The 23,212-nt window shown below is 72.7% G+C and carries 8 protein-coding genes; 4 read left to right on the forward strand and 4 right to left on the reverse strand.

What is annotated here, in order from left to right; all coding sequences use genetic code 11:
* Nucleotides 1-4 precede the first annotated feature (4 nt).
* Nucleotides 5-4,906, reverse strand: coding sequence for a type I polyketide synthase (locus OG322_RS09715; RefSeq protein ID WP_329306299.1), 4,902 nt, complete (start codon nucleotides 4,904-4,906; stop codon nucleotides 5-7).
* A gap of 118 nt (nucleotides 4,907-5,024) precedes the next feature.
* The gene (locus tag OG322_RS09720; RefSeq protein WP_329306300.1) at nucleotides 5,025-15,731 is read right to left on the reverse strand and encodes a type I polyketide synthase; all 10,707 of its coding nucleotides are present in this window, start codon (nucleotides 15,729-15,731) and stop codon (nucleotides 5,025-5,027) included.
* Between the two features lie 587 nt (nucleotides 15,732-16,318).
* Here OG322_RS09720 and OG322_RS09725 point away from each other — a divergent pair.
* The 4 genes from OG322_RS09725 (at nucleotide 16,319) to OG322_RS09740 (ending at nucleotide 20,874) form a co-directional block, all read left to right on the forward strand.
* Nucleotides 16,319-16,555, forward strand: a complete 237-nt coding sequence (locus OG322_RS09725; protein WP_123461767.1) for a phosphopantetheine-binding protein — start codon at nucleotides 16,319-16,321, stop codon at nucleotides 16,553-16,555.
* 9 nt (nucleotides 16,556-16,564) lie between these two features.
* On the forward strand, nucleotides 16,565-17,626 hold the full coding sequence (locus OG322_RS09730) for a helix-turn-helix domain-containing protein (RefSeq protein WP_260146815.1): 1,062 nt from the start codon (nucleotides 16,565-16,567) through the stop codon (nucleotides 17,624-17,626).
* Complete coding sequence (locus tag OG322_RS09735) at nucleotides 17,595-19,148, forward strand: AMP-binding protein (RefSeq protein ID WP_123461766.1); 1,554 nt, start codon at nucleotides 17,595-17,597, stop codon at nucleotides 19,146-19,148. The genes OG322_RS09730 and OG322_RS09735 overlap by 32 nt, the downstream gene beginning before the upstream one ends.
* A gap of 130 nt (nucleotides 19,149-19,278) precedes the next feature.
* Complete coding sequence (locus tag OG322_RS09740) at nucleotides 19,279-20,874, forward strand: MFS transporter (protein WP_123461765.1); 1,596 nt, start codon at nucleotides 19,279-19,281, stop codon at nucleotides 20,872-20,874.
* Nucleotides 20,875-21,009: 135 nt separating this feature from the next.
* Here the strand turns inward: OG322_RS09740 and OG322_RS09745 are convergent, their stop codons facing one another.
* The gene (locus OG322_RS09745) at nucleotides 21,010-21,771 is read right to left on the reverse strand and encodes a TetR/AcrR family transcriptional regulator (RefSeq protein ID WP_241200152.1); all 762 of its coding nucleotides are present in this window, start codon (nucleotides 21,769-21,771) and stop codon (nucleotides 21,010-21,012) included.
* 189 nt (nucleotides 21,772-21,960) lie between these two features.
* Nucleotides 21,961-23,166: an NAD(P)/FAD-dependent oxidoreductase gene (locus OG322_RS09750; RefSeq protein ID WP_329306301.1), complete on the reverse strand. Its 1,206-nt coding sequence runs from the start codon at nucleotides 23,164-23,166 to the stop codon at nucleotides 21,961-21,963.
* Nucleotides 23,167-23,212: the final 46 nt, after the last annotated feature.

A 23,212-nucleotide genomic window follows, 5' to 3' on the forward strand; every position in this document is an offset into this window, starting at 1 on the left:
CGTGTCAGGCGAGGCCGAGTTCCTGGTCGATGAAGGCGAGGACGTCGTCGGCGGAGGCCTCGTCGAGCGTGTCCCGCACGGCGGCCACCCCCGTTTCGCCGCTCTGGAGGGTGGTCAGGGTGTCGAGGAGGGTCTGCAGCCGTGAGGTGATGCGGCTGCTGCGGATCTCCTCGATGCCGAGCGCCCCGATCAGTTCCTCGAACCGGTCGACCTCCGCGAGGATCGGCGTCGCGGTGTCGTCGCTGTCGGGGAAGAGCCGGGTGTGCAGGTGCTCGGCGAGTGCGGTGGGGGTGGCGTAGTCGAAGATCAGCGTCGCGGGCAGTTGGGTGCCGGTGGCGGCGGTCAGGGCCTGGCGGAGTTCCACGGCGGCGACGGAGTCGAAGCCGAGGTCCTCGAAGGCGCGCTGCGGGTCGAGTTGGGAGGGCGCGTCGTAGCCGAGCAGGGTCGAGACGCGGGTGCGTACGAGGTCGAGCAGTGCCCGGCCGCGTTCGGCGGCGGAGAGGCCGGCGAGCCGCGTCATCAGGCTGTCCGCGTCGGAGGAGGCGGAGTCCGGCTCGGCGGACAGGATCCGCGTCACGTCGTCGAGGGCGTCGAGCAGTGGGCGCGGGCGGGCGAGCGTGTACGTGGGGGCGAAGCGGGACCAGTCGAACTCGGCGACGACGAGGTGGCTCTCGTCGTGCTCCAGGGCCTGCTTCAGTGCGCCGATGGCGAGTTGGGGGTCCATGGCGGGTGCGCCGATGCGTTCCATGACGGCGCTGAGTTCGGCGTCGACCATGCCGCCCTGCCAGGAGCTCCAGGCCACGGAGGTGGCGGTGCGTCCGCGGGCCCGGCGGCGGTGCGCGAGGGCGTCGAGGTGTGCGTTGGCTGCGGCGTAGGCGGCCTGCCCGGCGCTGCCCCAGACCGCGGCGCCGGAGGAGAAGAGCACGAAGGCGTCGAGGGGGTGGTCGCCGAGGAGGTCGTCGAGGTGCTGGGCCCCGGTGACCTTGGCGTGGCCGACGGCCGCGAACTCGTCCTCGGTCAGTTCGGTGAGCGGTGCCATGCGCTGCATGGCCCCGGCGGCGTGCACGACGGTGGTCAGGGGCAGTTCCGCGGGTACGTCGTCGAGGACCCGGGCCAGTGCGGCGCGGTCGGTGACGTCGCAGGCGGCGAGGGTCACCCGGGTGCCGGCCGTTTCCAGTTCGGCCGCGAGTTCGCGGGCGCCGGCGGCCGCGTCGCCGTGCCGGCTGAGGAGCAGCAGGTGCGGGATTCCGTCGGCGGCGAGCATCCGGGCGACGTGGGCGCCGAGTCCGCCGGTGCCGCCGGTGATGAGCGCGGTGCCGTGCGACGGGCGGGCCCGGCGCGGGGCGCGGTCGCCCAGGGGGGCGCGGACCAGGCGGCGGGCGAGGATGCCGTCGGCGCGCAGGGCCACCGCGTCCTCGCCGGTGGCTCCCGAGAGCACGTCGCAGAGGCGGTGCAGGTCGGCGGGGCCCGGTTCGGCGGGGAGGTCCACGGTGCCGCCCCAGGTGTCGGGGTGGTCGAGGGCGAGGCCGCCTCCGAGCCCCCAGAGCTGGCTCTGTGCCGGGGCGGTCAGCTCGGTGGAGCGGGAGGTGGCGACGGCCGACTGGGTGGCGCACCAGAGCCGGGGGGCGTCCGGGGTGCCGACGAGGGCCTGCACGAGGGTGACGGTTGCCGTGAGGCCTCGGGTGAGATGGGGGTGTGCGGGTTCGGGGCGGTCGTCGAGGGCGAGCAGGGACAGGACGCCGGCGGCGGGCTGTGCGGTGAGCCGGGTGGCGAGGTCGGCGCGGCTCTGTCCGGGGACCGCCTCGATGACGTGCGGGGAGGCGCCGCGTTCGATGAGTGCGGCCAGGATCGCGGTGACCGTGGGGGTGTCGGCCTGTCCTTCGGCGACGGCGACGAGCCAGGGGGCGTCGAGCGCGGTGGCGGAGGCGTCCGGTGTGGTGGCGGGCTGCCAGACGACGCGGTAGCGGAGGCTGTCGAGGGCGGCCCGCTCCTGGTGGAGTCTGCGCCAGTGGGCCATCGCTGGCAGGACCTCGCCGAGTGCGGTCTCGGTGACGGAGAGCCGGTCGGCGAGGTCGGCGACGTCCTGCCGGTCGACGGCCTCCCAGAACGCGGTTCCGGCGGGGTCGGCGGCCGGGTCGGGGCCGGCCTGGGCCTCGGGGCGCTCCAACCAGTGGCTGCGACGCTGGAAGGGGTAGGTGGGCAGGGGGACGCGGTGAGCGCCCCGGCCCGCGAAGAAGGCGTTCCAGTCGACGGCGCCGCCGTGCGCGTGGGCGTGGGCCACGGCGGTGACCAGGGTGCGTTCCTCGGCGCGGGCGCGGCGCAGGGCGGGGACGCAGAGGGTGCCGTCGGCCGGCGTCAGGCAGTCGGCCGCCATGGGGGTGAGTGCCGCGTCCGGACCGATCTCGATGAGGACCCGGGCCCCTTCGGCGTGCAGGGTGCGTACGCCGTCGCGGAACCGGACCGCCTCACGGACGTGGCGGACCCAGTACTCGGGAGTGGTCAGGTCATCGGGTCCGGCGAGCCGGCCCGTCACGTTGGAGACGACGGGCAGCCGGGGTGCGTGATACGTCATCCGGGCGGCGACTTCCCGGAAGGCGTCGAGCATGGGCTCCATGAGCGGCGAGTGGAAGGCGTGCGACACGCTCAGCCGCTTCGTCCGCCGTCCCAGCGCGGTGAAGTGCTCCGCGACGGCAAGCGTCTCCTTCTCCGCCCCCGACACCACCACGGCCGAGGCTCCGTTGACCGCGGCCAGCGCCACCTGGTCGCTCAGCAGCGCAAGCACCTCGTCCTCCGACGCGGCCACCGCCACCATCACCCCGCCCGCCGGCAACGCCTGCATCAACCGACCGCGCGCCACCACCAGTTCGGCCGCGTCCGCCAGCGACAGCACGCCCGAGACGTGCGCGGCCGCGATCTCACCGACCGAGTGGCCCACCAGGAAGTCCGCACGCACCCCCCACGACTCCACCAGCCGGAACAACGCCGTCTCGACCGCGAACAACCCGGCCTGCGCGAACATCGTCCCGTTCAGGCGATCGGCGTCCTCACCCCACACCACCTCACGCAACGAACGCCCCAACCGGGCATCCAGCTCAACCAGCACCGCGTCGAACGCCTCCGCGAACACCGGGAACGCCTCATACAGTTCCCGGCCCATCCCCAGCCGCTGCGCGCCCTGTCCCGTGAACAGAAACGCCGTCAGGCCCTCCGCGGACGCACCCGAAGAACCCGAAGAGCCGGTGGATCCCGCAGAAGCCGTGGAACCCGCCGATGTGACAGCGTCCGCGCTCTCCCGGCCCGCCACCAGATCGGACAACGCACGCACCGCAGCGTCACGATCCTCGGACACCACCACGGCACGGTGGTCGAGCACGGCACGCGTCGTGGCCAGCGAGTAGCCCAGATCCAGCAACGACGCGTCCGGGTGCGCCTCCACGTGGGCCAGGACACGGCCCGCCTGGTCGCGCAGGGCGTCGGGGGTCCTGGCGGAGAGCGGCAGCGGGATCAGCGTGGACGTCACGGTGGGCGGGGCCGCCGGTTCGTCCTCCTCGGCCGCCGGCGCCTCCTCGATGATGACGTGGGCGTTGGTGCCGCTGAGCCCGAAGGCGGAGACGGCGGCGCGGCGGGGGCGTCCGAGGTCGGGCCAGGCGATGGCTTCGGTGAGCAGGGAGATGTTGCCCGTGGACCAGTCGGCCTTCGGTGTCGGGCCGTCCACGTGGAGGGTGCGGGGCAGGATGCCGTGGCGCATGGCCTGCACCATCTTGATGATTCCGCCGACACCGGCGGCGGCCTGGGCGTGCCCAATGTTCGACTTGATCGAGCCCAGGTACAGCGGCCGGCCGGCGGGTCGGCCCTGGCCGTAGGTGGCGAGCAGGGCCTGCGCCTCGATCGGGTCGCCGAGGGTGGTGCCGGTGCCGTGGGCCTCGACCGCGTCGACCTGGTCGGCGGTGAGCTGGGCGGCGGCGAGGGCCTGGTGGATGAGCCGTTGCTGGGCCGGGCCGTTGGGCGCGGTGAGGCCGTTGCTGGCCCCGTCGGAGTTGACGGCGCTGCCCCGGACCACGGCGAGTACGCGGTGTCCCTTGCGCCGGGCTTCGCTGAGCCGTTCGACGACGAGCATGCCGACGCCTTCGCCCCAGCCGGTGCCGTCGGCGGCCGCCGCGAAGGATTTGCAGCGGCCGTCGGGGGCGAGGCCGCGTTCCTGGCTGAAGCCGACGAAGGAGGTGGGTGTGGCCATCACGGTGACGCCGCCGACCAGGGCCAGGTCGCACTCGCCGGTGCGCAGCGACTTGACCGCCCAGTCGAGGGCGACGAGGGAGGACGAGCAGGCCGTGTCGACGGTGACGGCCGGGCCCTGGAGCCCGAGGGTGTAGGAGACGCGTCCGGAGGCGACGCTGGCCAGGCCGCCGGTGCCGCCGTCGGTGGCGTAGTCGTGGTAGACGACGCCGGCGAACACGCCGGTGAGGGAGCCCTTCAGGGAGAGCGGGTCCACTCCGGCGTGCTCCAGCGCCTCCCATGACGTCTCCAGCAGCAGGCGCTGCTGGGGGTCGGTCTCGCGGGCGTCCTTGGGGCTCATCCTGAAGAAGTCGGCGTCGAACCGGTCGGCCTCGTGGAGGAAGCCGCCCTCGCGGGCGTAGGTGTGTCCGGGCGTGGCGGGTTCGGGGTCGTACAGCCCGTCGACGTCCCAGCCCCGGTTGACGGGAAAGGCCGTGATGCCGTCGCGGCCCTCGGCGACGAGTTCCCACAGCTGGTCGGGGGAGGTCACGCCGCCCGGGTAGCGGCAGCTCATGCCGACGATCGCCATCGGCTCGTGCTCCTTGGCCTCGGCCTCCCGCAGACGGCGCTTGACCTGCCGCAGGTCGGCCGTGGCCCGCTGGAGGTAGTCGCGGAGCTTGTCCTGGGTTGCCATCTGTTCCTCAACCAATCTCGGTGCGGGTGTCAGCCGTGCCGGGCGGAACCGGTGCCGTGACCGGCGGTGTGTGCGACGGGGCGAAGGCGTGTCGGTGGGCGTACTGGTCGGGGGCGTACTAGAGGAGTCCGATCTCCTGGTCCAGCACGTCGAACAGTTCGTCGTCGGTGACCGAGTCGAGGGCGTCGTCCTCGTGCCCGGCGCGGCTGCTGTCGTCGCCGTGGATGTCCTGCCAGTGGCGCAGCAGCGCTTCCAGCCGGGAGGTGATGCGCGGGCGGTCCCCGGCGTCGGGCTCTGCGGCGGTGAGGGTCGCGTCGAGCTGGTCGAGCATCCCCAACAGGGCCTTGGTGCCGTCCTGTTCGTCGGACTCGTCGTCGATCAGTCCGGTGAGGTGTGCCGCGACGGCGCGGGAGTCCGGGTGGTCGAAGACGAGGCTGGCGGGGAGGCTGAGGCCGGTGGCGCTGCCGAGCCGGCGGCGCAGTTCGACGGCGGCCAGTGAGTCGAAGCCGAGATCCTGGAAGGCCCGGTCGGCGCCGACCGCCTCGGGGGTGGGATGGCCGAGCAGGGTGGCGACGTGTGAGCGGACCAGTTCCAGCAGGATGCGGCCGCGTTCGTCCTGGCCCCGTCCGGCGAGGCGTCGGTGCAGGTCGGCGGCGGCGGAGAGGCCGGTGCCCGGACGGGTTGCGGGGCGGCCGGGGGTGCGGACCAGTGTTCCGAGTACGGGTGGCAGGTGGCCCGCCGGGGAGCGCAGGGCGCCCTGGTCGGGGTGGAGGGCGAGCAGGGAGGCGGTCCGGGTGCGCAGCGCCTCGTCGAGGAGTGCTGTGGTGCGCTCGGCGGTCAGCGGCCGGAGTCCGGTGCCGGACTCCGGCGAGCCGTGCTCGTCCGCGGGGCCCTCGGTGGTGCTGCCCGGGGCGAGCGCGACGGCGGTGGCGGGGAGGCCGAGGGTGTGCCGGTGCCGGGCGAGGGCGTCCAGGAAGGTGTGCGTGGCGGCGTGGTGGGCCGCTCCGGCTCCGTGGACGAGGCCATGGGTCGAGGTGAGCAGGACGAAGGCCGACAGGTCGAGGCCGGTGGTGAGTTCGTGCAGGTTCCAGGCGGCGTCGGCGTCGTGGCGCAGTGCTTCGTCGAGGAGGTGCGGGGTGCGTTCGCCGATCGGTGCGCTCTCCCCGGCGGCGCCCGTGTGGACGACCGCGGTGAGCGGCCGGCCGTCGGGGAGGCCGGACAGCAGGGCGGCGAGCGCGTCGCGGTCGGCGGGATCGCAGTCGCTGACGACCAGTTCGGCATCGGTGCCGTCCGTGAGCGTGTCCGCCGCCCCGGGTGCGGTGGCGCCGCCGGCGACGATCACGCGGCCGGCGCCGTGTGCGGTGACGAGGTGGCGGGCCAGTGCGGCGCCCGTCGCGGAGGGCCCGCCGGTGACGAGCACGGTGCCGCCGGGCGGGAGGGTGGTCGCGTTGCCGCCGGGCCGCGCCGGGACCAGCTTCGGGACGAGTACGGTTCCGCCCCGGACGGCGAGTTCGTCGGCGCCGGTGGCGAGCGCGTCCGGCAGCGCGGTCGCCGAGGCGTCCAGCCCGTCCACGTCGGCGAGGACGAACCGTCCGGGGTGTTCGCTCTGCGCCGCCCGGACGAGGCCCCACACGGCCGAGTGCCGGACGTCCGGTGCCTCGTCCCCCGCCCCGACGGCGTGCCGGGTGACGACGACCAGCCTGGCCGCTCCTCCGTCCGGTGCGTGGCGGAGGAACTCCCGCATGTGATGGAGGACTTGGGCGCTGTGCGTACGTACGGCCTCCGGCACCTCGCCGCCGTCGGCGGGCGCGGGCAGTGGCAGCAGGACGAAGTCGGGGGCGGGCCCGTCCCCGGGGCCGGCCGGGTCGAAGGCCGGGAAGGGGAGGCCGGTGCGCGGGTCGTCGAGGGGTCCGGCGGCGGCGAGCACGGCGGTCCTGGATCCGAGGTCGGCGATGTCGACGGGCGCGGGCGCCCACTCCAGCCGGTAGAGCGCGCCCACGGGTGCGCCGGTGGTCAGTTCGGCCCGGGTGACGGGCTTCCAGGCGACGTCGGTGGCCGTCAGTACGGGCTGCCCCTGGCCGTCCGCGATGTCGAACGACGCACGGTCCTGCCCGGTCGGCCGGACCCGTATCCGCAGCTCGGTGGCGCCGGTGCGGTGCATCTGCACGCCGGTCCAGGCCGCGGGACTCAGCGGCGCCCCGTCGGCCGGCTCCGCCGCGTCGGACATCGCTCCGAACCGGGCCAGCTGGACGGCGGCGTCGAGCAGGGCCGGGTGCAGCGCGCACTGCTCGCGAGCGGTGTTCTCGTCGAGTACGGCGTCGGCGAAGAGTTCGTCCCCGCGCCGCCAGGCGGCGTTGAGGGTACGGAAGGCCGGGCCGTGACCGTGGCCGAGGGCGAACAGCCGGTCGTAGAGGGTGTCAGGGTCCACCGGGGTGGCACCGGACGGCGGCCAGGTCGACGTTTCCGTGGCCGGGTCGGCGGCGAGCTGGGAGAGGACGCCCCGGGCGTGCCGGATCCAGGCCGCGTCGTCGTCCCCCGCCTCCGTGCCCTGGGCCCTGGAGTGGATGTCGACCGTGCGGCGGCCGTCGTCCGCGGGTGCTCCGACGGTGACCCGCAGGGCGGCGCCGGGACCGGCCGGCAGCGGCAGCTGCGCCGTCACGGTCAGCTCCTCCAGCCGGGGGCAGCCCGTCTGCGTTCCGGCACTCAGGGCGAGGTCGGCGAAGGCGGCGGAGGGCAGGACGGGGGTCCCCAGCAGATCGTGGTCGTCGAGCCAGGGCAGTTCGGAGCGGTTCAGCCGGCCGGTCAGCAGGGCGCCGCCGTCGGGGAGGGCCACGAACGCGCCGAGCAGCGGGTGTTCCGCAGCGCCCAGTCCAGCGGCGGTGAGGTCGGCAGCGGCCCGTTCGGGCAGCGCCCAGAACGGCTCACGGCGGAACGCGTACGTCGGCAGGTCGATACGGCTCGCCCCGCTGCCGGCGAAGAACTCCGCCCAGCCGACCGGGACATGGCGTACGTGGGCGAGCGCGAGGGCTCCCACCAGTTCCGCCGCCTCGTCGCGGTCGCGGCGGGAGAGCGGCAGGAACGCGGCGGTGGTCGTCCCGGGCAGGCAGCCGGGGCCGAGGGCGGACAGCGCCGCGTCCGGGCCGATCTCCAGGTACGTGGTGACACCCGCCTCGTCCAGGGTGCGTACGGCGTCGGCGAACCGTACGGCTTCCCGTACGTGCCTGACCCAGTGGCCGGGGTCGGCGAGGTCGGCGGCCGTCACGACGCGCCCGGTCAGGGTCGAGACGAGCGGGACGGACGGCTCGTTCACCGTCATCCCGGCGGCCGCGCGGGCGAAGTCGGCCAGCATGGGCTCCATGAGCGGCGAGTGGAAGGCGTGCGACACCCGCAGCGGTTTGGCCGAGCGGCCCAGCGCGGCGAAGTGGTCCGTCACGGCCCGCACCGCGGCGGCGGTGCCCGACACGACGACGGATTCGGGGCCGTTGACGGCGGCGACGGCGACCTCGCCGGTGAGGAGCGGTGCCACCTCGTCCTCGCTCGCCCGCAGCGCGGCCATGGCCCCGCCCTGGGGCAGCGCCTGCATCAGCATGCCGCGCGCGGCGACCAGCCGGGCGGCGTCCGGCAGCGACAGGGCCCCGCAGACATGGGCGGCGACCAGTTCCCCGATGGAGTGGCCGGCCAGGAAGTCCGGGTGGACGCCCCATGACTCCAGCAGCCGGAACTGGGCCACCTCGAAGGCGAACAGCGCTGCCTGCGTGTACCCGGTGCGGTTCAGCGCGGCTTCGTCCTCGCGGATGACGGCGGCGAGCGGCCGGTCGAGGTGGCGGTCGAGCGCGGCGACGGCCTCGTCGAAGGCCTGCGCGAAGACGGGGTGGGCGCGGTGGAGCCGCTCGCCCATGCCGAGGCGCTGGGAGCCCTGGCCGGAGAAGAGGAAGGCGGTCGGTCCGCCGGCCGGGCGTCCGGTGTCCCGCGCGGTCACGAGCGAGGCGGTGGAGCCGCCGTCCGCGAGGACGGCCAGATCGCGCAGGGCTTGCGCCCGGTCGGTGACCAGGAGCGCGGCACGCTGTTCCAGGGAGGTGCGGGTGGTGGCCAGGGAGTGGGCGACGTCGAGGGTGCTCGCGCCCGGCCGGGACTCCAGATGGGCCAGCAGCCGCCCGGCCTGGCGGGCCGTGCCCTCGGGGTCGCGGGCCGACAGCAGCCACGGCACGGGGGCGGTGCTCCCGGCGTCGCCGGGGGTGGCTTCGGCACCGGTGTCCGCAGGGGCTCCGGGATCGTCCGCGGGGGCCTCGATGATCACGTGGGCGTTGGTGCCGCTGATGCCGAACGACGAGATTCCGGCGCGGCGCGGACGGTCCAGTTCGGGCCACGGGCGCGGGGCCGTCAGCAGGGTGACGTCGCCCGTCTCCCAGTCGACCCGGGGCGAGGGCTCGTCCAGGTGGAGGGAGCTCGGCAGGACGCCGTGCCGCATCGCCTCGACCATCTTGATCACCCCGGCGATGCCGGCGGCGGCCTGGGCGTGCCCGATGTTCGACTTGACCGAGCCGAGGTACAGCGGCCTGCCCTCGGCCCGGTCCTGGCCGTAGGTGGCGAGCAGGGCCTGCGCCTCGATGGGGTCGCCCAGGGTGGTCCCGGTGCCATGGGCCTCGACGGCGTCCACGTCGGCGGTCCCGAGTCCCGCGTTCGCGAGGGCCTGCCGGATGACGCGCTGCTGGGAGGGGCCGTTGGGGGCCATGAGTCCGTTGCTGGCACCGTCCTGGTTGACGGCGCTGCCGCGCAGGACGGCCAGGACCGGATGCCCGTTGCGGCGGGCGTCGGAGAGCCGTTCGATGACGAGCATGCCCGCGCCCTCGGACCAGGCGGCGCCGTCGGCGGCCGACGAGAACGAGCGGCACCGGCCGTCGCGGGACAGTCCGCGCTGCCGGGCGAACTCGATGAACGTCTCGGGGGTCGACATGACGGTCACACCGCCGACCAGGGCCAGCCCGCATTCGCCCGACCGGACGGCCTGGGCGGCCAGGTGCAGTGCGACCAGGGACGACGAGCAGGCGGTGTCGACGGCCAACGAGGGCCCTTCGAGACCGAAGGTGTACGAGATCCGGCCGGGGCCCAGCGATCCGGCGGCGCTGTTGCCCGCGTAGTCGTGGTACATCGTGCCGGTGAAGACGCCGGTCGCGGTGCCCTTCAGCGCCGACGGATCGATCGTCGCCCGCTCCATCGCCTCCCACGCCACCTCCAGCAGCAGCCGGTGCTGCGGATCGGTGGTCAGGGCGTCGTTCGGGCTGATCCCGAAGAAACCGGGGTCGAAGTCGGCGGCGTCGTGCAGGAATCCACCGTGGCGTACGTAGCAGGTACCGGGCCGGGTGGACTCCGGGTCGTAGAGCCGCTCCAGGTCCCAGCCCCGGTTGCGGGGGAACTCGGTGATGGCGTCGACACCGTCGTCGACGAGCCGCCACAGGTCCTCGGGCGAGCGCACCCCGCCGGGATAGCGGCAGGCCATGGAGACGATGACCACGGGGTCGCCGTCGTCGGACGGTGCGGCGACCGCGGCGGCAGCGGCGGTGGCGACGTCGCCCGCGAGCAGGGTGTCCAGATGCCCGGCGACGGCGCGGGCGTTGGGGTGGTCGAAGACCAGGGTGGCGGGCAGCCGCAGCCCGGTCTCGGAGGCCAGCCGGTTGCGCAGCTCCATCGCGGTCAGGGAGTCGAACCCGATCTCGGTGAAGGCCCGGCCGGGCTCCACGTCGGCCGCCGACCCGTGGCCGAGCACGGAGGCCACCTGGGCCCGGACCAGGTCGAGCAGGGCGCGCGACCGCTCCTTCGGCGCCAGGGCGGCGAGGCCGGAGCGGGGCTGCGGAGCGGAGGCGGCGGAGGCGGCACGCGCCTTGCGGCGTACCAGGCCGGACAGGATCGGCGACGGCGGCTCCGCGGCACGCAGGGTCCTGAGGTCGAGCCGCACCGGGAGGAGCAGTGCCTCGTCCGACTGCCCGGCCTCGTCCAGCAGGGCGAGTGCGTGGACCGGGGCGAGGGGCTCCACTCCGGAGCGGCTCATACGTCGCAGATCGGTGTCGTCCAGCCCGCTCGCCATGCCGTCGCCGTCGGCCCACAGCCCCCACGCGAGTGACTGTCCGGGCAGGCCGAGTCCCTGCCGCAGGACGGCGAGGGCGTCCAGGAAGGCGTTGCCGGCGGCGTAGTTGGCCTGTCCCGGGTTGCCGAGGACGCCGGCGACGGACGAGAAGAGGACGAACGCGGACAGGTCCAGATGGGCCGTCAGTTCGTGCAGGTTCCACGCCGCGTCGATCTTCGGCCTCAGCACGCGGGCCAGCCGGTCGGTGGTGAGCGAGCCGACGGTGGCATCGTCCAGCACCCCCGCGCAGTGGACGACCGCTGTCGGCGGGTGCGCGGTCAGCAGGGCGAGGACGGCCTCCCGGTCGCCGAGGTCGCACGCGGCGACGGTGACCTCGGCGCCGAGGCCCGCCAGCTCGGAGCGCAGCTCGGCGGCCCCCGGCGCATCGGGTCCGCGGCGGCCGGTGAGCACCAGGCGCCGGACACCGTGCGCGGTGACGAGGTGGCGTGCGACGAGGGCGCCGAGGGTGCCCGTACCGCCGGTGACCAGCACGGTCGGGTCGTCGCCACCGAACGGGGAGCGCGACGGGGCATCGGCCGGGAAGGATCGGTCCATGCCGTCCACGGCGGGCGACGGCCGGTCCGCCGCGTCCCGTGCGGGCGGGACACGGACCAGCCGGGGCGCCCACAGGCCACTTTCCCGGACCACCACCTCGGGTTCGCCGGAGGCGGCCAACGCGGCAACGTCCACGCCCAGAGGTGCTTCGGTGTCGGTGTCGGTGTCGGTGTCGGTGTCGGTGTCGGTGAGCAGGATGCGGCCGGGGTTCTCCGTCTGGGCGGACCGCACCAGACCGGCGACGGCCGCCGCCGCCGGGTGCCTGAGCGTCTCGCCCGGCAGGGCGACCGCTCCCCGGGTCACCACGAGCAGCCTGCCGGCCGCGAACCGCTCGTCCGTCAGCCACTCCTGTACGACACCGAGGGCGCGGCCGGTCAGTTCGTGCGCCCCGGACACCGTGTCGCCGGCAGGCGGCGGGCATTCCCAGACGAGGACGGCGGCCTCGGGCACGGAGCCGTTGTTCCGGTCGTCCCAGTTCACGGCGACGGCCTCGGGTGCGGCCGGGGCGGGAGCCTGCGCGAGCGGCGTCCATCGCACGGAGTACAGGGAACCGCGCTGTGCCGTCCCGTCCGTCGCCGCGACGGCCACCGGCCGGGTGACGAGGGCGCCCACGGAGAACACGGGGCGCCCTTCCGTGTCCGAGCCGTCCACGGTGATGCTGTCGGGACCTGACGGTGCGATCCTCACCCGGAGCCGGGCCGCACCCGTGGCGTGGAGACGGACACCCTTCCACGCGAAGGGAAGCCGCGCCGTTCCCTCGTCGCCGGGCATCGCCTCGGACTCGTCGAGGAGTGAGGCGTGCAGCGCGGCGTCGAGCAGGGCGGGGTGCAGACCGTACTGCGCCGCGTCGGTGGCCGCCACCTCCGGCAGGGCCACCTCCGCGAAGATCTCGGCGTCGCGCCGCCAGGCCGCGTCGAGCCCTTGGAACGCGGGCCCGTAGCCGTACCCCTGCTCGGACAACTGGGCGTATACGTCACCCAGTTCCACCGGGGATGCGCCCTCCGGGGGCCAGTCGGCGGCGTCGCGGACCGGGGCCGGCGCGTCCGGGAGCAGCACACCGTCGGCGTGCAGGGTCCACGGTGTGTCGCCCGCCTCGTCGTCCTCGTCCCGCGCGTGCACGGTGACGGTCCTGGCGCCGGTGCCGTCGTCGTCCCCTACCCGGACCCGGACCTGGACGCCGCCGCGGGGCGGCAGCACCAGAGGCGCCTGGAGGGTCAGCTCGTCGAGCACGTCGCAGCCGACCTGCGCACCGGCACAGAGCGCCAATTCGACCAGGCCCGTGCCGGGGAACAGTACGGAAGCGCCCATGCGGTGGTCGGCAAGCCATGGCTGGCTGTCGAGAGAGAGCCGGCCTGTCAGTACGGGCCCGTCCGTGCCGGGAAGTGTGACGGCGGCGCCGAGGAGTGGGTGATCGGTAGTGCCCAGGCCGAACGAGCCGGGGTCGTTGCCACCGAGTTCCGCTTCCATCCAGTACCGCTCACGCTGGAAGGCATACGTCGGCAGATCGACACGACGAGCACCCGAGCCCTCGAAGAACCGGGCCCAGTCAACCGAAACACCAGCCACATGCAACTGCCCCAACGCCGCGACAGCCGTCGCCACCTCAGGACGCCCCTTACGCACCAACGAAACGAAGACAGCCGCGGACTCCGCGTCCACCGACTGCTGCGCCATCCCACTCAGCACACCATCGGGGCCCACCTCAACAAACGACGTCACACCCCGCGACACGACGAACGACACCGCATCCGCGAACCGCACCGCCTCCCGCACATGCCGCACCCAGTACTCCGCCGAACCCCAGCCCTCGGCCAGATCACCCGACACACCCGACACCACCGGAATCGACGCGGCACCGAACGACAACCCCGCCACCACCGCCCCGAACTCCGCCAACATCGGCTCCATCAACGGCGAATGAAACGCATGCGACACCCGCAACACACTCGTCCTACGCCCCTCACCAGCAAACTTCCCCACCAGATCAGCAACCGCCGACTCCACACCCGAAACCACCACAGAACGCGGACCATTGACCGCCGCAATCCCCACCTCACCACTCAGCAACGGAAGCACCTCGGCCTCCGCCGCCTCCACCGCCACCATCGACCCACCAGCCGGCAACCCCTGCATCAACCGACCACGCGCCACCACCAACTCAGCCGCATCCGACAGCGACAACACGCCGGACACATGCGCGGCAGCGATCTCACCGACCGAGTGGCCCACCAGGAAGTCCGCACGCACCCCCCACGACTCCACCAGCCGGAACAACGCCGTCTCGACCGCGAACAACCCGGCCTGCGCGAACATCGTCCCGTTCAGGACCTCGGGGTCCTCACCCCACACCACCTCACGCAACGAGCGGCCCAGCCGAGCGTCCAGCTCAACCAACACAGCATCGAACGCCTCAGCAAACACCGGGAACGCCCCATACAACTCCCGGCCCATCCCAAGCCGCTGCGCACCCTGACCCGTGAACAAGAAGGCCGTAGCACCAGCCGAACGCACAGCACCCCGCACCACCGAAGGCGACAACTCACCCTCGGCCAGAGCCGTCAGCCCCCGCACCAACTCCTCACGGTCCGACGCCGCCACCACCGCACAATGCTCCAGCACCGCACGCGACACCACCGACGAAAAACCCACATCCAACACAGAAGTCGAAGCATCCATCCGGGCCAGCAGCTTCCCCGCCTGCCCCGACAGACCCGCCTCACTCCGCGCCGACAACACCACCGGAACCACCGGCAGCCCCACCGAAGAAACCACCTCCGGCTCCACCACCACCGGAGCCTGCTCCACAATCACATGCGCATTCGTCCCACTCAGACCAAACGACGACACACCAGCACGCCTCGGACGATCCCGCTCCGGCCACACCCGCGACTCCGTCAACAACTCCACCGCACCCACAGACCAATCCACCTGCGGCGTCGGCACATCCACATGCAACGTCCTCGGCAACACACCATGCCGAATCGCCTGCACCGCCTTGATCACACCACCCACACCCGCAGCCGCCTGGGTGTGGCCGAGGTTCGACTTCAACGAGCCCAGCCACAGCGGATCGCCCTCCGGACGCCCCTGCCCATACGTCGCCAACAGCGCCTGCGCCTCGATCGGATCACCCAACCGGGTCCCCGTCCCGTGCGCCTCGACGAGGTCCACGTCCGTGGCGGTCAGCCCCGCGCCCTCCAGTGCCGCGCGGATCACCCGCTGCTGCGACGGGCCGTTCGGAGCCGTCATGCTGCTGGAGGCGCCGTCCTGGTTGATGGCGCTTCCGCGGATCACCGCAAGTACTGGGTGTCCGTTCCGCTGCGCGTCCGAGAGGCGTTCCAGCATGAGGACGCCGACGCCCTCCGAGCAGCCGGTGCCGTCGGCGTCGGCGGCGAACGACTTGCAACGGCCGTCCTTCGCCATGCCCCGCTGATGGCTGAAGTAGAGGAACATGTCCGGCGTCGTCATCACCGTCACGCCACCGACCAGCGCCATCGAGCACTCGTCGGACCGCAGCGCCTGGGCGCCCAGGTGCAGGGCCACCAGTGACGACGAGCACGCGGTGTCCACGGTGACCGACGGCCCTTCGAGGCCGAGGGTGTAGGAGACGCGACCTGAGACCAGGCTGCCGCCGGTCGTTGCGGCGGCCTCGGTGCCCAGCGCGTAGTCGTGGTACATCAGGCCGGCGAAGACGCCGGTCCGGCTGCCCTTCAGGGAGTGGGGATCGATCCCCGCACTCTCCACCGCCTCCCAGGACGCCTCCAACAGCAACCGCTGCTGCGGATCCATCCCGAGCGCCTCACGCGGCGAGATCCCGAACACCCCGGCATCAAAATCAGCCGCGTCATACAGGAAACCCCCCTCACGCGTCACCGTACGATTCGGCTTCCCCGGCTCCGGATCGTAAAGCCCCTCCACATCCCACCCACGGTCCACCGGAAACCCCGACACACCGTCCCGGCCCTCCACCACCAAATCCCACAACTCATCCGGAGAACCCACCCCACCCGGATAACGACACGCCATCCCCACGATCGCGATCGGCTCGCCACTGGACTTGCGTTCGGCGGCAGCGAGCCTCTTGCGCATGTCACGCAAGTCGGCTGTCGCCCGGCGCAGATACTCGAGAAGTTTTTCCTCGTTACTCACCGAGCATGCCCTCCTGTGTCATGACGTTCAGCGGACCGCGGACCCGCGCAGATGGCGGAATGCAGAGAAAGAGAAGAGTGGGGCCGCTCGAAAATTACGTGTCGGTGGACCTGTTGCCCACCCCTTAGTCGTGTCCGGGGTCCCCACAATCGGGCCCCTGCCGCACCCCGGCCACCCCAGAGCCGGGGTGGGATCGCCGGTCGGCTCCGGTGGGCGGCGCACGTCGGAGCGGGGTGCCACCCGACCCGTCCCACCTGCGGCGGAGGGTGTGTCCACGAACGGCTCGCGCCGTGCCCGCAGCCAGGAGCGCCCTTGGTGCGGCGCCTTCATAGGGGCGGGTAGGGGTACTGGTTCGGGCCCGCCGGGACTAGCGTCGGGGCCCGGTACCCCATCCTGCCGGGCACGTGGGCGGCCGGCTGTTCTCCCGTCTCCGTTCCGGCCCGTCCATTCGTTTCCGCACGGCCGGGCCTCGGCGGCCCCTTCGGCCCTTCCGTTGTTTTCCGCCGGCGGTTTCGTGCTGCGGAACCGGTGCGGTCCGGCGAGCCCGGAACAACCATCCACCCTTCGCGCCTGAAACCGGAGTCATCATGTGGGATGAGCAGTTCGACATTCTCCTTCGGAAGCAGTTGTCCTTTCTTCCGCCGGACGAGCCGATCGCCGGGGACATGAAACTGCGCGATTTCGGTCTCGACTCGCTGGGGATGATCGAGCTGCTCGCGGGCCTCGAATCCACGTATGACGTGCATTTCCGCGACGAGGCGCTCTCCCTGGAGATATTCGAGACCCCGGACGTTCTCTGGAACTCGCTGCAGCGTCTGCGCTGAGGACCGGACATGCGTAGCGTCCCGGCACTGCGTCTGCGCGAGGGCGACCGGGCCCGGCTGGAGGCGCTGACCCGTATGTCGACCGCGCCGGCCGGGCTCGTGCGGCGGGCGCGGATCGTGCTGCTCGCCGCAGGGGGTACCTCGAACACGGAGGTCGCCGCCCTGCTGCGGGTGTCCCGTCCGACCGTCCTCAAGTGGCGTTCGCGGTACGCGGAGTCGGGCATCGCGGCACTGGGTGATCTGCCCCGGCCGGGCCGCCCCGCGACGGTGGACGAGGTGGCGGTGCTCGTCGCCACGCTCTGCGACGGCGGTACGCCGCCGGCCCGGCTGCGGGCGCCGTACTGGTCGTCGCGGCTGCTCGCCGACGAGCTGGGGATCGCCCACTCCACGGTTTCGCGGGTGTGGCGGAGGTGGGGGGTGCAGCCGCATCGCCCCGAGACCTTCCAGCTGCCCGCCGTGCCGCCTCTGCCGCCCGGCGCGCATCGCGGTGTCGTCGGGGTCTGTCGCGTGTCGCCGTGGAACGCCGTGGTCCTGCGGGCGGACGGCCGGACCGGGCACAGGCCCGAGGAACGGCTCCGGCCCCTGCTGCTCGACCGGGCCCGCCCGGGGGCGGACAGGGCCTCCGCGCCGGCCACCTTCCTGAATCTCCTGGACGCGGTCGCCCAGGCCCATCCCTACCCGAGGCTGCACGTGCTCCTGGACGGGAAGGGAGCGGTGCGTTCCCGTGACGTACGCGAGTGGCTCGCGAGAAATCCGCGGGTCGCCCTGCACCACGCACCGGCCGGCCGCTCCTGGGCCGACCTCACCGAGGTCCTCCTGCGGATCGCGGGCCCGGCGCCGCGCCCCGGTGCGCCCGAGTCCGCCCCGGCATCCGGCCGGCCGTCGCGCGCCCCCGCCGAAGGCGGGCCCCTGCACCCCCTCGCCGAGATCCGCCGAGGTGCCCCGTACGACTCGTACGGCGCCCTGGTCTCCGGCGGGAGCCTCGCGGGCATCGAGCACCGCTCCACCTCATCCATCCACCGTCACCCGGGGAACACTCATGGACCAGACGTCGGCCCACGCCCTCTATGACCGTTTCCTGCGCGGGCTCGCGCGGTCCCCGCACGGGGTGGCGATCCGCGCCGGCGACGCCACGCTGACGTACCGGGAGCTGTACGACCGGGCGCTGACCTGGGCGGGCTCGCTGCTGGCCGCGCTCCCGGAGCGCCCGGCCGCGGTGGGCGTGCTCGCGGGCAAGGGCGTCGACGCCTACACGGGCATCCTGGCCTGCCTGTTCACCGGGGTGCCGATGGTGCCGCTGCAGCCCTCCTTCCCCGTGCTCCGCACCCTTCAGATGCTCGAAGCGGCGGGGGCCCAGGCGCTGATCGTGGACGCCGAGGCGGCCACGGTGCTGGAGAAGCTGCGTGCGGAGGGCGTCGGGCTTCCCGCCCTGCTGGACGGGGCGGCCGCGGACGGCGCCGAGGGGAGGATCGTCCCCGATCCGGCGTCCCGCCTGGCGCGCCCCCGCCCGGTCGCACCGGACGACACCGCCTATGTGCTCTTCACCTCGGGTTCCACGGGCCGGCCGAAGGGTGTGCCGGTCACGCACGCCAACGGCGCCCACTACTTCGGCCTGCTCGACGCGCGGTACGACTTCGGTCCGCACGATGTGTTCTCGCAGAACTTCGATCTGAACTTCGACTGCGCGATGTTCGACCTGTTCTGCGCGTGGGGCGCCGGCGCCGCGCTGGTGCCGGTTCCGGCGGGCGCCTACCGGGACCTCCCCGGTTTCGTCGCCGAACAGGGCATCACCGTCTGGTTCTCCACCCCCAGCGTGATCAGCCTGATCCGGCGCACCGGCCGGCTCGCCGACGGCGCCCTGCCCTCGCTGCGCTGGAGCTTCTTCGCGGGCGAGGCGGTGACCTGCCAGGACGTGACGGACTGGCAGCAGGCGGCGCCGGGGTCGGCCATCGAGAACCTCTACGGTCCCACCGAACTGACCATCACCATCACCCGGCACCGCTGGTCGCGTGAGACGTCGCCCCGGATCGCGGTCGCGGGTGTCGTCCCGATCGGACCGGTACACGCGGGGCACGCGTGGATGCTCCTCGGCGCCGACGGCGAACCGGACCCGTCGGAGGGCGAGTTGTGTGTCGCCGGGCCGCAGCTCACGGCCGGATATCTGGACCCGGCCGACGACGCGGGCCGGTTCCTCGACCGGGACGGGGTGCGCTACTACCGGACGGGCGACCGGGTCCGGCTGGGTGAGGAGGGGCAGTTGCTCTACCTCGGCCGGCTGGATCAGCAGGTTCAGGTGCGCGGGGTGCGGATCGAACTGGCGGAGATCGACGCGGCGTTGCGCCGGTGCCCGGGAGTGGAGGACGGCGTCGCGGTGCCGGTGCCGTCCGAGCAGGGCATCACGCTGGCCGCGTTCCACACCGGGGAGCGCGTGCCGCCCGTCGTCCTGGCCCGCGAGCTGAGCCGCACGCTCCCCCGGGCCGTACTCCCCCAGCATTTCTTCCACATCGCGGAATTCCCGCTCAACACCAACCGGAAGATCGACCGCCGGGCACTGCTGCGACGGGCGCAGGAACTGCTCGGCCGATCGCACTGAAACCGCTGCGGGGCGGGGCTCGGGAGCCTCACTCCATCGCCGATGGGTACGCGACACGCTTACGCGTACCTGATACGCTCAGCGTGTTACGTACTCAGGGTCATGACGCAGGAAGGCATGGACGTTTGCCATGACAGAAAACAAGCCCCGGGCGGGGCTCAAGGAATGGCTCGGCCTCGTGGTGATCGTCCTGGTCACTCTGCTGATCGCCATTGACATCTCGGTTCTCGGCTTCGCGATCACGCCCATCAGCGAATCGCTGAAGCCGAGCGCCACCCAGCTGTTGTGGATCATGGACATCTACAGCTTCGTGCTGGCCGGCGCGCTGATCACGATGGGCTGGGTGGGTGACCGTTTCGGGCGCCGGAAGCTCCTCATCATTGGCGCCCTGGTCTTCGGTGTGGCGTCCGCGCTCGCCGCGACGGCCGACAGTCCCGAGATGCTCATCGGCTCGCGCGCACTGCTCGGGCTCGGCGCCGCGACGCTGACGCCGACCTCCCTGGCCCTGATCCGCAACATGTTCCACGACTCCAAGCAGCGCAAGTCGGCCATCGCCGCCTGGAGCGGAACCCTCGCCACCGGCGCGGCCCTCGGCCCGGTCGTGGGCGGCCTGCTGCTGAACAACTTCTGGTGGGGCTCGGTCTTCATGATCAACACCCCGGTGATGGTGCTGGTGCTCATCCTGGCCCCGATCCTGCTGCCGGAGCGGCGCGACCCCTCGCGCGGCAAGCTGGACCTGCTCGGCGCGTTCCTGTCGGTCGCGGGCATCATGCCGTTCATCTACGGCCTCAAGGAGCTGGCCGTGGACGGCTGGGCCCGCGACCCCGCGATCTGGGCCGCCGTCGGCCTCGTGCTGCTCATCGCCTTCGTGCAGCGCCAGCGCATGACGGCCCACCCGCTCATCGACATCTCGCTGTTCCGCTACGGCGGCTTCACCGGGGCGATCCTGACCAACCTGATGGTGATGTTCTCGTTCATGGGCGTCAGCATCCTCACCAACCAGTACCTCCAGATGGTGCTGGGCATGACACCGTTCCGGGCGGCCCTGTGGTCCATGGCGGTGATGCCGGCGATCGGAATCGCGGTCGGCCTCGTCTCGGCCCTGTCCCGCAAGGTCAAGCCGGTCTACCTGGTGGCCAGCGGCATGCTGGTGATGGCCATCGGCTTCGGTGTGCTCAGCCGCCTCACGGTGGAATCGAACGTCGCCGTCCTGCTGGTGGGCGTGGGGCTGATGGCGGCCGGCATGACCGCCTCGAAGACGCTCACGGCGGAGATCGTCGTCACCTCGGCGCCGAAGGAGCACGCCGGCTCGTCCACGGCCACCTCGGAGACCTTCACCGAGTTCGGCAGCGCGTTCGGCTTCGCGGTCATCGGGAGCATCGGCTCCGCCATCTACCGGCATGACATGAACGCGGTGAACCCGGCCGGTCTCGGCGGCGAGGCGCTGGGCGCGGTCCGCAACACCATCGGCGGCGCCGCCACCGTCGCCTCCCAGCAGCCGGCCGCGATCGGTGCCGAACTGCTCTCCACCAGCCGTGAGGCCTTCACCCACGGCCTCCAGGTGGCCGCCCTCTCCGGGGCCGCCGCCATGGTCGTGGTGGCCCTGATCGTCGCCGTACTGCTGCGCAAGGTGCCGATCGAGACGGGCGAGCCGATCGACCCGTACGACCTCGACGCACCGGCGACCGTCCCCGCTCCGGGACGTATGGAGCCCGCCGCGAGCTGAGGCTCCGGACACCAAGGAAGGGGGCTGGTTCCCCACCCGGCCGGGTGGGGAACCAGCCCCCTTCCGCATGTCGTGCGTCCGGCCGGTCCCGCGGCCCGCCGGCCGGTGCCGCGTCGGGCCCGGCCGGTGGCCCCGTCAGGTGAGCGGCTTCTCGCCGTTGCGGATACGGACCAGCACCTCGACCCCGTCCAGGACCCGCTGGAGCCCGAAGGTGAAGTCGTCCTCGGGCTCGTCGAACGCCCCGGCCTCCAGCAGCTCGGCGAGTGCGGGGAACGACGCGGAGTCGGCGTACTTGGCCAGCGCGCGGCCGTAGTTGGCCATCAGGTCTTCCTCGCTGATGCCCTCGGTCACGACGCCGAGCGACATCTGCACGTTGTTGCGCACGTAGCCGATCATCAGCATCATCACGGAGAGCTTCTCGTCCGGCCTCAGCGCGGTGCCGCCCAGGGTGCGCAGGCCGCACTCCAGCCAGCTGAGCTGCCCCGGCTCCAGGGGAGGTCCGCTGACCGAGATCTGGAGCATCCAGGGGTGCCGGTGGAAGACCTCCTGGAAGGCGCGAGCCCACTGCTCCAGCCCGTCCCGCCAGTCCCCCTCCGCCGTTTCGATACGGGGCGGGGTGCCGTAGGCCATGTCCAGCATCAGCTGTCGCAGCTCGTCCTTGCTCGACACGTGGCGGTACAGCGACATGGTGCCGAAGTCGAGGCTCTTGGCGACCCGGGACATGGACAGCCCGGCGAGGCCGTCGGCGTCCGCCGACTCGATCGCGGCCGTCACGATGCGCTCGACGCTCAGGCCGGTGCGGGCTGTGCGCTGCTCCCTGTTCCGCAGTTCCCAGAGCACCGCGATGCTGTTCGGCAGGCCGACGCCTTCCGTGCTCTTTCCTTCGCCAGTAGTCATCTCGTGCCTGCCTTCATCGGAAGCCTTCCCATGCGTATCACGCACGCATAGAGCATCGTATACGCCTCGGGTCCGCGGTACGCGGAGCCGGTGTGACACCGAGGTGGGGAGACGGTACGACACCGCTCTCGGTGAGAGTGGAGGAGGGCCGGGCTCGTAAGCCGCCCCCTGGTTGCGGTGGTTCAGCCGTCAGACGGCCGCCGCCGTGGCGGCCGTCTCCGCCGACGGCCGGCCGAGCAGGAGCCGGCACTGCCGCAGACCGCGCGCGCTGTTCCAGCCCAGCCCGCCGACGAGGACTCCGTCGCGGTGGTACGCGGCGACGAACTCCCGGTCCGCGGTGGACCCGCTGATGATCTCCGTACGCGCGCCCGGAGGGCACCAGCCGATGGTCTGGATCTTCTCCCCGAACTGATGGGTCCAGCCGAAGGGCACGGGGGCGTACGGCTTCTCGCCCGCGTCACCGGCCAGCAGATTGGAGACGACCGCCATGGCCTGCTGGGCGGCGTTGGTCCGCTGTTCGAGCCTGACCCGCGCCCCGGCCATCATCGGGTGGGGCCAGTTGGCGACGTCCCCCGCCGCCCACACGCCAGGGGCGGCCCGGCAGTACTCGTCGCACAGGACCCCGTCCCCCAGGGGCAGTCCGGAACCGGCGAGCCAGTCCACGGCGGGCACCGAGCCGATCGCGACGACGACGAGATCGGCGTCAACGGTGGTGCCGTCCGCCAGCAGGACCCCGCGAACACCGCCGCCGCCGTCCTGGGCCATCCCCACGACATCGGCGCCGAGAACGAGCCGCACTCCGTGGTCACGGTGCATACCGGCCACGAGCTCGCCGATCCCGGCACCGACCTGGCGTTCAAGGGGCTGGGCGTTCGTGTCGATCAGCGTCACGTCGAGCCCGGCCCCGCGCGCCGTGGCGGCGATCTCCGCGCCGAGGAATCCGGCCCCGATCACCGCCACCCTGGGGCCTGCCGCGAGCGCCTCGCGCAGCCGGATTGCGTCGTCCAGTGAACGCAGGACATGGACGCCCCGGAGGCCGTCCCCGTACGGCAGCCTGCGCGGCCGGAGTCCCGTCGCGATGATCGCCGCGTCATAGGGCAGCCGCTCGCCGGTGGAGAGGCTGACGGTCCGGGCGGCCTGGTCGAGGCCGGTGGCCCGGCAGCCGAGACGCAGATCGACGTCCACGGCGGCGAGCACGTCCTCCTTGCGCAACCAGGCGCTCGGGGGTTCCCAGCCCTCGCTCAGCAACTCCTTGGAGAGGGGCGGCCGGTCGTAGGGCGGATGGACCTCGTCGCCGACGAGCGTCAGCCCGCCTTCGTAGCCCTTGGCGCGCAGCGTCTCCACCGCGGTCAGTCCTGCGGCCGCCGCGCCCACGACGACTATCCGGTTCAGCACACTCGCTCCTCGTCTCCGGTCGGTGCTCGTACGAACCCCTTGTGCC

Origin of the sequence: Streptomyces sp. NBC_01260, assembly GCF_036226405.1 — a bacterium.
GTDB classification, from domain to species: Bacteria; Actinomycetota; Actinomycetes; order Streptomycetales; family Streptomycetaceae; genus Streptomyces; species Streptomyces laculatispora.